The organism is Pseudomonas sp. B8(2017) (assembly GCF_002113575.1).
GTDB classification, from domain to species: domain Bacteria; phylum Pseudomonadota; class Gammaproteobacteria; order Pseudomonadales; family Pseudomonadaceae; genus Aquipseudomonas; species Aquipseudomonas putida_Z.
The window spans coordinates 151,285-160,952 of sequence record NZ_NEIO01000013.1; the positions used below are offsets into that span (position 1 = coordinate 151,285).

The 9,668-nt window shown below is 65.0% G+C and carries 10 protein-coding genes; 2 read left to right on the forward strand and 8 right to left on the reverse strand.

Annotated elements, in window-relative coordinates; genetic code table 11:
* The first annotated feature begins 170 nt into the window (after positions 1-170).
* Positions 171-1,835 (forward strand): ShlB/FhaC/HecB family hemolysin secretion/activation protein, encoded by a 1,665-nt coding sequence (locus CAG22_RS18800; RefSeq protein WP_085705933.1) that lies wholly within the window; start codon positions 171-173, stop codon positions 1,833-1,835.
* Between the two features lie 143 nt (positions 1,836-1,978).
* Here CAG22_RS18800 and CAG22_RS18810 read toward each other — a convergent pair whose 3' ends face one another.
* From CAG22_RS18810 to CAG22_RS18850, 8 genes are all read right to left on the reverse strand, one after another.
* Positions 1,979-2,755, reverse strand: coding sequence for a response regulator transcription factor (locus tag CAG22_RS18810; RefSeq protein WP_085705935.1), 777 nt, complete (start codon positions 2,753-2,755; stop codon positions 1,979-1,981).
* Positions 2,756-2,874: 119 nt separating this feature from the next.
* The gene (locus tag CAG22_RS18815; RefSeq protein ID WP_075044498.1) at positions 2,875-3,345 is read right to left on the reverse strand and encodes a prepilin peptidase; all 471 of its coding nucleotides are present in this window, start codon (positions 3,343-3,345) and stop codon (positions 2,875-2,877) included.
* Between the two features lie 295 nt (positions 3,346-3,640).
* Complete coding sequence (locus tag CAG22_RS18825) at positions 3,641-4,210, reverse strand: DUF4136 domain-containing protein (RefSeq protein WP_075044499.1); 570 nt, start codon at positions 4,208-4,210, stop codon at positions 3,641-3,643.
* A 19-nt stretch (positions 4,211-4,229) separates the two neighbouring features.
* On the reverse strand, positions 4,230-4,865 hold the full coding sequence (locus CAG22_RS18830; RefSeq protein WP_025337577.1) for a DUF4136 domain-containing protein: 636 nt from the start codon (positions 4,863-4,865) through the stop codon (positions 4,230-4,232).
* Between the two features lie 21 nt (positions 4,866-4,886).
* Positions 4,887-5,636: a methyltransferase domain-containing protein gene (locus CAG22_RS18835; protein WP_015268825.1), complete on the reverse strand. Its 750-nt coding sequence runs from the start codon at positions 5,634-5,636 to the stop codon at positions 4,887-4,889.
* Positions 5,633-5,938, reverse strand: coding sequence for a MazG-like family protein (locus CAG22_RS18840; protein WP_013970728.1), 306 nt, complete (start codon positions 5,936-5,938; stop codon positions 5,633-5,635). The genes CAG22_RS18835 and CAG22_RS18840 overlap by 4 nt, the downstream gene beginning before the upstream one ends.
* Positions 5,939-6,128: 190 nt before the next feature.
* A complete protein-coding gene (locus CAG22_RS18845; protein WP_085705941.1) occupies positions 6,129-6,980 on the reverse strand; it encodes a MaoC/PaaZ C-terminal domain-containing protein in 852 nt (283 codons plus the stop codon).
* Between the two features lie 2 nt (positions 6,981-6,982).
* Positions 6,983-8,335: a 3-oxoacyl-ACP reductase gene (locus tag CAG22_RS18850; protein ID WP_085705937.1), complete on the reverse strand. Its 1,353-nt coding sequence runs from the start codon at positions 8,333-8,335 to the stop codon at positions 6,983-6,985.
* 118 nt (positions 8,336-8,453) lie between these two features.
* Between CAG22_RS18850 and CAG22_RS18855 the strand changes: the two genes are divergently transcribed.
* On the forward strand, positions 8,454-9,668 hold a 1,215-nt coding region (locus CAG22_RS18855), incomplete at its 3' end, for an acetyl-CoA C-acetyltransferase (protein WP_085705938.1).

A 9,668-nucleotide genomic window follows, 5' to 3' on the forward strand; every position in this document is an offset into this window, starting at 1 on the left:
GGGTGTGACCGGCTGGCGCCCTTGATGCCTGTCAGTCAAGCAATTTGGGGCCGCTTTGCGGCCCTTCGCGGGCACGCCCGCTCCCACAGTTCAGGAAATGCGCGATCTCGGTGGGAGCGGGCGCGCCCGCGAAGGGCTGCAACGCAGCCCCAGGGAACATGGAGCGCCCTATGCGTCCTCTGGCCGTGCCCCTGTTGTTGCTGCCTTGGGCGCTTGCGGCCCATGCCGAACCTTTGCCGGGTTTTCTCGACAGCCATGAGTACGAACGTCGCCTGCCCGGCGCCAACCTGCCAATAGACGCCTACCGCCCGGTCAGCGCTCACCTGCAGCTGGCCGGGGTGGAGGGTGCCAGCCCCGCGTGGGCGCCTGCGAATACCCCGCTGGTGCTGCATAAAGTGCGCTTCGAAGGCGGCACGGTGTTCCCCTTGAGCGACCTGCGCGAACACTACCAACCGCTGATCGGGCGCCAGACCACGTTGGGCGAGCTGCAGCAGTACACCGCGCGCCTGACCCAGCGCTATCGGCAGGAAGGCTACCTGTTGTCGTACGCCTACCTGCCGCCGCAGGAGGTGGCCGATGGCAGGGTCAATGTGGTGCTGGTCGAAGGCTATATCCGTGATTACCGCGTGGACGGCGATATTGGCCCCGCCGGCGCCTATCTGCACCAACTGCTGGAGCGGCTTGCAACCGAGCGCCCGCTGACCCGGGAAACGCTGGAGCGCTACCTGGGCCTGGCCGAGCGCCTGCCGGGGGTGACGATAGAGCCGCAGCTGGCCGTGGCGCAAACCGCTGATGGTGCTGCGCGGTTGACCGTGCATGCGCAGCGCAAGCCGTTCAGCGCTGCGGTTACCGTTGCTGATGGCAACCGCGACGATGCACAGGCGCTGATGATGGCAACCAGCCACGCCCAGACTCGCTTTGCCGAACAGATCGAGGCCAGCCTGTTGCTGCCGCCGGGGGATGACCAGGTGCATTACCAGCGCCTGGCCTACAGCCAGTACCTGGACGCGGGCGGCAGCCAGCTGCTGCTGTCGGCTTCGCGCTATCGCAGCGAGCCCGGCACGCAGATTCGTCTGGACGATGGCCGTGATATCACCCGCAAGCGCGACAGCGATCGCTATGCGATCGGCCTGCGCCAGCCGGTGATCGTCAGGCCGGATGAATGGATGGTGGTGCAGGGGCAGGTGTATTCGGTCAGTGAGCACTTCGAGGACCGGGTGGATGGGTTGCCATCGGCACGGGACTACGACACCTACGTGCGTGCGCTGTCATTCGAGGGCGACTGGCGCAAGGTGGAAGAGGGCCGTTTGCGCATCGTCAGCGCCGGGGTCTATCAGGGCCTGGATTACCTGGGAGCGCGCAGCGATGCCGATTACGATCTGGATTTTCTGCGGTTGCGGCTTTCCGGTTTGCAGAGCGACAGGTTGCTCGGTAACTGGCAGGGGGTGGTGTCTGGTGCGCTGTACTGGAGTGATGACCGCTTGCCCGACAGCGAGCGTGCGGGGTTTGGCGGGCAGAGTTTCGGTCGTGGCTACCCGCGCGACCAGGCGGACGGGGACAAGGGCTGGGGTGTGGCTTACGAGGTGAACTACAGCATGCACGCCAACTGGCTGGCGTTGGTGCAGCCCTATGTGGTGGTTGATACGGCGCAGGCCTGGCATAGCCGGGGGCCTGTGGAGGATGCCCACCTGGCTTCGGCAGCGCTTGGTGTGCGGTTGGGCGATGGGCGCTTGTTCAATGTGGCGCTGGAGCTGGCCAAGCCTTTGGCGGATGTGGCATTGGACAGCCTGGACCGCGGGCCTCGGCTGACTTTGACGCTTGGCGTTCAAATGTAAGGGGGCGCTGTGGGAGCGGGCGCGCCCGCGAAGAATCCAACGCGGTGCATGGCACCGGCTGCGCCGGTGTTCGCGGGCGCGCCCGCTCCCACAGGTGTCGCGATGGGCTGCAACGCAGCCGCCACAATCTTGAAGCTACCTGTTTAGTGGGTAGTAAACCGCTGATGCACCGGCGACGAACTGGGTGTTAGTGCCAGGGCCAGCTGGGTGCGGTTGTGCATGTGGGTCAGGCGCAGCACCTGCGACACATACAGCTTCACGGTGTTCTCGGTAATGCCCAGCTCACAGGCGATCTGGTAGTTGGTCTTGCCCTTGCCCACCAGGCGGGCCACCTCCAGCTGGCGTGGCGACAGCTTCTCGAACGCCGCTGGCAGCTCGCTTTCGCTTTCTTCCACATCCGTGGCACGTCGATGAGTACCCTGGCCCCGGGCCTTTTCCAAATCCTGGTAGAGCTCGTCAATCGATTCGGCCAGATCCTGCAGGCGCTGATTCAATCCGCCGAGGTCGTGGAAGTTGCGCTGGCGTTCCAGCAATGCCTCTTCCTGCCGACGTACGCCTTCAAGCAGTTCATCGAGTTCCACCGGCTTCTGGTAGTAATCGGCAAAGCCTTCGCGCAGCGCGCGGATCACGTCCTGTTTCTCGGCACGCCCGGTCAACATGATGGCTTCGAACATGCGCTGGCTGCCGTCGACCTGCTTCAGGTTGCGCATCAGTTCAACGCCATCCCGTCCCGGCATGTGCAGGTCGCAGATAAGCAGACCGATGGCTGGGTCTGCCATATAGCGCACGATGGCTTCGTCAGCAGAATGGGCCGGTACGCAAACATAGCCCTTGGTTTCGAGGAATTCACAGAGTTGTTCGACAATGACCGGTTGGTCATCCACCACCAAAACCTTCAACTCACTCACTTGTCTGGACACGATCCACTCCCTGTTCGTATACGGCCCTGCTCCCGGGCCAGACGCTCTGGCAGTTTAAAAGTAGTCGCACCAAGCGAATATGTACAAGTTTTGTACAAGGTGTCGGACCACAGGCTGGCTCATTGGACCCATACCGCTGTCAACAGAAAACCGGCCAGCACATAGGGGACGAACGCCTGCTTGTCACCCATTTCTTCGGTCAGGGCCTGCAAACGCTTTTTCACCTTTGGGTTGAGCAAGGTCCATAGGCGCCGGCGGGTGAGCAGCCACAGCAGCACGCTGACACCGGCGCCGATGAAGGTGCCAAGCACGTATTGCGGGCTGGTGGCCAGGGCCAGTGCGCCCATCAGCTTGACGTCATCGGCGCCGAAACGGCCGAGCATGTAACCGGGCAGCGTCAGCAGCATGACGATGGCCAGCGCCCAGCCTGCATCGCTGGCATCGGCGCCGATCCAGCTATGACCGGTGGCGAACAGCCAGGCCAGGGCGCAGGTAGCCACGCCAAGGGTGAGCATGTTGGATATCTGGCGTTGACGCACATCCTGTTCGGAGCACAAGGCAAGCCACAGCAGGAGAACAATGCTTTGCATTGGCAGGTCGCCCTTCCCAAATGTTGAACACATCTACCCGGTCAGTCAGGTTTCCTTAAGTGAAGATAGACGGGAACCTGCGGACGAGTGGGGCGGGAAAGGCAAAAAGGCGTGGTCGGGATGGATTTTGTCGTAGCTGGCACAGGTACTTGCCGTTGAAAATCTTGCGCGACCCCTGTGGGAGCGGGCGAGCCCGCGAACACGGGCGAAGCCCGTGCCATCCACCGCGGTGCCTGCTTCGCGGGCATGCCCGCTCCCACAGGTCCGCGGCGCCCATGGAGTTTGTGTTTGAGCGTTACTTCTTGCTCCCCGGCGGGTAGTTGGCCAACACCTTGGTCACGGTGTTCTGGATCGCGCTGTTGCGTTCCTCGGGGCTTGGCGGGTAGTTGTTCATGATCTGCTCGGCACTGCCGCGCCACACCAGCTTGCTGTCACGCCCATCGAACAGGTCGATCTGGATGGTGGCGACCTTGTAGTCGACGCTGCGGGTTTCGTTGTACATCGGCCCACCCCAGTAGCCGCCCCAGTAGCCCCCCCAGCCACCGCCGTAGTTGGTGGTGATCTGTTGCTGGCGCTGCTCGACGATCAGGTACGCGCGCACTGTCAGGTCTGGCCGCGCGCCACTTTGCACCGGGCGCAGGCCGCGCTGGTCGAGTTGATTTGCGACTGCCTGGCGAATGCGCTGCTCGGTCAGGTCGCTTTTGATTCGTGGGTCGTCCGGGCGGTACTGCAGACCCGGTTCCTGCCATGCCCAGCTGCGGTAGGCGGCAAAGTCACGGCTGGCATCGAAATCCTGCTGGACGTTATTGCTGGAGCAGGCGGCGAGCAACAACGCGAATGACAGTAGAACGAGACGGCGCAACATGATGGTTCTCCGTTGGATATCAACTGGGAGGATAGCCGTTGAGCGCCTTGTGCACAGAATCGCGCAGGGCGCTTTCGCGTTCACGCGGCGAGTCCTTGTCGCTGCCGCTTTCGGCGCTGGCACTCCATACCGGCTGGCCGCTGCGGGCGTCGTACAGGTCGATACGCACCACCATCACTTGCACCTCATAGGTGCGCACGATGGGCACGCTGGCATAGCCACCATAGCCATGGCGGTAGCCGCCATAACCGACACCACCGTAGGGGTACGGGCCGTAGTAAGGGTCGTAGGCATCGTAGTCACGTACCTGGCGCAAGCGCTTTTCCAGGCGTATGTCGGCGCTGACCAGCAAGTCGCCGGGGCCGCCCCGGGCGGGACGCAGGCCATGCTGGTCCAGCGCGCCGCTGACGGCATCGGCCAGTTGCCCCGGGTCGGTATCGACCGAGCCACTGGGCAACTGGCCGTCGCGCCAACTCCAGCTACGGTAGTGCCCGTAATCACGGGCCGGTGTCGGGTAGGCACTGGCATCGAAGGTGCTGGCCGCCTGGGCAGGCGCCGGTGGTAACGGGCGGCTGCTGGCCACATAGGGGTTGCTGCCCTGGCAGCCAGCCAGGGCAAGCGGCAGCACGGCCAGGCACAACAGACGGTACGGCATGTATTCCTCCCGGCGGGCAGGTCAGCGGGGGCGGCAGACCCAGTGCAGGTAGCGGCCGAGCCCGGCGAAGCTGGGGTGTCGACGGTAGGCCAGTTCCATTTCCAGCAGGTCGAGCAGCTCGGCCTTGCCTTGGAATTCCTTGGGCATGTAGTCGTGGAACACCCGCACGCCACTTTCGCTTTCAACCTGCCACATAGGATCAAGTTGCGCCCTGAGTTCGCGTGGATCAAGCGGTTTTTGCGGGGTCAGGCTCTGCTTTTCACCTTCCAGCCGGTTGCTGCGCAACTTGCGGAAATGGCCCTTGAGCAGGTTGCGATAGACCAGGGCGTCGCGGTTGTAGAAGGCCAGTGACAGCCACCCGGAAGGGGCCGTGAGCTGGTGCAGCACCGGCAGGATGCTTTCGGGCTCGGCCAGCCATTCCAGTACGGCGTGGCATAGCACCAGGTCGTAGGGTTCGGTCAGCTGGCCGAGCAGGTCTTGCCAGGGGGCCTGGATGAAGGTGGCCGGTTGGCCGGCTTCGGCAAAGCGCGCCCGTGCGCCGTCGAGCATGGGCGCGGCGGGTTCGGCCAGGGTCAGCTGGTGGCCGCGCTGGGCCAGCCACAAGGCCATGTGACCCAACCCGGCACCAATGTCGAGAATGCGCAGCGGGCGGTCGGGCAGGGCTTCGGCCAGGTCGGCCTGCAGCACGGCCAGGCGGATCGCGCCCTTGGCGCCGCCGTAGATCTTCTCGGCAAAGCGGGTGGCCAGCTCATCGAAATGACGGTCGTTCATCGGGCGAAGCGCCTCTCGCTGTCGGCCAGCTTGGCTCGCACCACCTGGTCCATGTCCAGGCCCAGTTCGCTGCACAGCAGCAACAGGTACAGCACCACATCGCCGATTTCCTGGCCGGCATGGGCCAGCTTGTCGGCGGGCAGCTGGCGCGATTGGTCTTCGCTCAGCCACTGGAAGATTTCCACCAGCTCGGCCATTTCGACGCTGGCGGCCATGGCCAGGTTCTTCGGGCTGTGGAAGCCACGCCAGTCGTTGTTGTCGCGGATCTGGTGCAGGCGTTGGGTGAGTTCTTGCAGGTTCATCGGGGGTCTCCTAATGCTGCATAGCTTCTGCGCAGGCCCGATGCAAAGCAAGCGTATACCGCCAAGACAGGCATGGTCCCTGTAGGAGCGGCCTTGTGTCGCGATGGGGCGCGAAGCGGCCCCAAATTATCAGCTTCGCCGCTGGCATCGCCGGGGCCGCTTTGCGGCCCATCGCGACACAAGGCCGCTCCTACAGAGGTGCCCAGCGCCCGACCATATGCAGCACCCCTCCATGCCCATCCAGCCGCAGCTCTCCCGCAGCCCCCGCCTCACTGGCACCGAGCACCACCTCCGACGGCAACCGCACCGGTTTGCGGAAATCCACCTCGAAGGCATAGCCACTGTGCGGCAGGTGCCCGCGCAGTGCCGCCAGGGCCATGGCCTTGCTCCACATGCCATGGGCAATGGCCGTGGGGAAGCCGAACAGCCGCGCACTGGTTGCGCTGAGGTGGATCGGGTTGTAGTCCCCGCAGACCTTGGCATAACGCCGGCCGATATCGCTGTCGGCGTACCAGCGGGTCGCCTCTGGCAGCGCTTGCGGTTCGTCCTCGGCAGGCTCACCTGCCTCGCTTTCCAGCTTCAACCCGCGCACCAGCATGCGGCTGGTCTCGCGCCAGAGCAGGCCGATGCCGTCTTCGGCTTCGGTGACCAGGTCGAAGGTGCCGCCCTTGGCATGCGCTTGCAGATTGCCTGCATGCACCGCAAAGCGCAGCCCTTCGATACCGCCCAGTGGGCGCAGCACCTCGATGCGGTTGTGCAGGTGCACCAGGCCGAGCAGCGGGAAGGGGAAGTTTGGCGCGGTCATCAACTGCAACTGCAGCGTGAACGCCATGACATGTGGATAAGTACCCGGCAGGCGGCCATCGTCGGTGAAGTGGCACAACCGTCGATAGGCGGCCAGGTTGCCCGGCTGGATGCGGATGAAGCAGCGCAGGCCGTCGTCCGGCAGCTGGTCGCCGCTGATGGTGCGCTTGCTGGCCGCGCGCAGGTACAGGCTGGCGCGCGAAGCCGGGCTGTGCAGGTCGTGCCAGTGTCGGCTCATGTTCAGGCCCCCATCAAAGCCTGGCCGCATACCCGCAGCACCTGGCCGTTGACTGCACCGGAGCCCGGCTGGCTGAGCCAGGCGATGGCTTCGGCGACATCCTGCGGGCGGCCGCCCTGGCCAAGCGAACTCAAGCGTCGCCCGGCCTCGCGCAGGCCCATGGGCATGGCGGCGGTCATGTGGGTTTCGATGAAACCGGGTGCCACGGCATTGATGCTGCCGCCGCGCTCGGTGAGCCGGGGCGCCCACGCCTGGGCCAGGCCGATCAGCCCGGCCTTGCTCGCGGCATAGTTGGCCTGCCCGCGGTTGCCGGCAATGCCGCTGACCGAGGCCAGCAGGGTGATGCGCGCGTTTTCACCCAGGGCGCCGTTGTCGTACAGCGCCTGGGTCAGCACCTGCGGTGCCTTGAGGTTGACCGCCAGCACCGCGTCCCAGTATTCCGGGGTCATGTTGGCCAGGGTCTTGTCACGGGTGATACCGGCGTTGTGCACCACGATGTCGATGCCGTCGGGCAGGGCCGCAAGCAGTTGCGTTGCCGCGTCGCCGGCGCAGATGTCCAGGGGCAGCGCCTTGCCGCCCAGGCGCGCGGCCAGGGCGTCGAGGTCCTGGCTGGCTTGCGGCACATCCAGCAGCAGTACGTCGGCACCGTCCCGGGCCAAGGTTTCGGCAATGGCGGCACCGATGCCGCGCGCGGCACCGGTCACCAGGGCGCGGCGCCCAGCCAGCGGCCGGGTCCAGTCCTCGACCTGGCTTTCGCAGGCATGCAGGCGCAGCACCTGGCCGGAGATAAAGGCGCTTTTGGGCGAGAGGAAGAAGCGCAAGGCGCCTTCCAGCTGGTCTTCCGCGCCGGGCCCGACATACAGCAACTGCGCGGTTGCACCGTTGCGTAGTTCCTTGGCCAGCGAGCGGTTGAAGCCTTCCAGGGCCCGTTGGGCAATGCTGGCCAACGGGTCGTCGAGGCTTTCTGGTGCGCGGCCCAGCACCACCACATGGGCGCACGGCGCCAGGCTGCGCAGCAGTGGCTGGAAAAATTCGCGCAACTGCTTCAACGCGTCGCTGTCGGACAGGTGACTGGCATCGAATACCACGGCCTTGATCTTCGGCCCCAGGCCAGCCACCCACGCCTCGGCCTGGAGGTTGTCGGTATTGAAGCTGTAAAGCGTGTCGGTCAGGCGCGGGGCAATGGCTTCGACCTGGCTCGCCAGTGGCCCGCCACCCAGTACCAGGGCACCCTCGACCGGGCGCAGGCGGCCGGCCTGCCAGCGCTCCAGCGGCGCCGGGCGTGGCAGGCCAAGGGCATCCACAAGACGGCGGCCGAGGTTGGAGTTGGCAAAGCCGAGGTAGCGATCGCTCATGAGTGGGTCTCCCGGAAGGCAAGCTTGAAAGTGTGGACCAACTTTGTGGCAAGGTCGTTCGAATGCGGTAAAAACACCTAGGCTGTACGGATCAAATTGTTTCAGGAGGAACAAGCGCATGCGTTCACTTCGCCGGGTCGCGATCCTGGGCGGCAACCGAATTCCCTTCGCCCGCTCCAATGGCGCCTACGCCACGGCCAGCAACCAGGCGATGCTCACCGTCGCCCTCGAAGGGCTGATCGAACGCTACCGCTTGCATGGGTTGCGCATGGGGGAAGTGGTGGCCGGTGCGGTGCTCAAGCACTCGCGTGACATGAACCTGACCCGCGAGTGCGTGCTGGGCTCGCGGCTGTCGCCGCAGACGCCGGCCTACGACATCCAGCAAGCCTGCGGCACCGGGCTGGAGGCGGCGTTGCTGGTGGCCAACAAGATTGCCCTGGGGCAGATCGACTGCGGCATTGCCGGCGGCGTGGACACCACTTCCGATGCGCCGATTGCGGTAAACGAAGGCCTGCGCCACATCTTGCTGCAGGCCAACCGCGGCAAAAGCCTGGGCGAGCGGCTAAAGCCATTCCTCAAGCTGCGCCCTCACCACCTGAAACCCGAATTGCCGCGCAACGGCGAGCCGCGCACCGGGTTGTCGATGGGCGAGCATTGCGAACGCATGGCCCAGGCCTGGCACATTGGCCGTGCCGAACAGGACGAGCTGGCGCTGCTCAGCCACCAGGCGCTGGCTGCCGCGTACGCCGAAGGTTGGCAGGATGACCTGCTGACGCCGTTTCTGTCGTTGACCCGTGATAACAACCTGCGCCCCGACCTGACCCTGGAGCAACTGGCCAGGCTCAAGCCGGCCTTCGATCGCAGCGGGCAGGGCACGCTGACGGCGGGCAATTCCACACCGCTTACCGATGGTGCTTCGCTGGTGTTGCTGGGCAGCGAGGAATGGGCCGAGCAGCAGGGGCTGTCGGTGCTGGCCTATCTGGTCGATGGCGAAACTGCTGCGGTGGATTTCGTTACTGGTCGCGAAGGCTTGCTGATGGCGCCGGTGTATGCGGTGCCGCGGCTGCTGGCGCGCAATGGCCTGACGCTGCAGGACTTTGACTATTACGAGATTCACGAAGCCTTTGCTGCCCAGGTGCTGTGCACGCTCAAGGCCTGGGAAGATGCCGATTATTGCCGTGAGCGGTTGGGGCTGGATGCGCCGCTCGGGGCGATCGACCGCAGCAAGCTCAACGTCAAGGGCAGTTCGCTGGCGGCCGGGCACCCGTTTGCCGCGACCGGGGGGCGGATATTGGCCAACCTGGCCAAGTTGCTGGCGAGGGCGGGGAAGGGG

Excerpts from the sequence above, each read along its gene's own strand:
- CAG22_RS18800 (WP_085705933.1), top strand. The coding sequence starts at position 171 with ATGCGTCCTCTGGCCGTGCCCCTGTTGTTGCTGCCTTGGGCGCTTGCG.
- CAG22_RS18830 (WP_025337577.1), bottom strand. The coding sequence starts at position 4,865 with ATGCCGTACCGTCTGTTGTGCCTGGCCGTGCTGCCGCTTGCCCTGGCT.
- CAG22_RS18815 (WP_075044498.1), bottom strand. The coding sequence starts at position 3,345 with ATGCAAAGCATTGTTCTCCTGCTGTGGCTTGCCTTGTGCTCCGAACAG.
- CAG22_RS18850 (WP_085705937.1), bottom strand. The coding sequence starts at position 8,335 with ATGAGCGATCGCTACCTCGGCTTTGCCAACTCCAACCTCGGCCGCCGT.
- CAG22_RS18835 (WP_015268825.1), bottom strand. The coding sequence starts at position 5,636 with ATGAACGACCGTCATTTCGATGAGCTGGCCACCCGCTTTGCCGAGAAG.
- CAG22_RS18825 (WP_075044499.1), bottom strand. The coding sequence starts at position 4,210 with ATGTTGCGCCGTCTCGTTCTACTGTCATTCGCGTTGTTGCTCGCCGCC.
- CAG22_RS18845 (WP_085705941.1), bottom strand. The coding sequence starts at position 6,980 with ATGAGCCGACACTGGCACGACCTGCACAGCCCGGCTTCGCGCGCCAGC.
- CAG22_RS18840 (WP_013970728.1), bottom strand. The coding sequence starts at position 5,938 with ATGAACCTGCAAGAACTCACCCAACGCCTGCACCAGATCCGCGACAAC.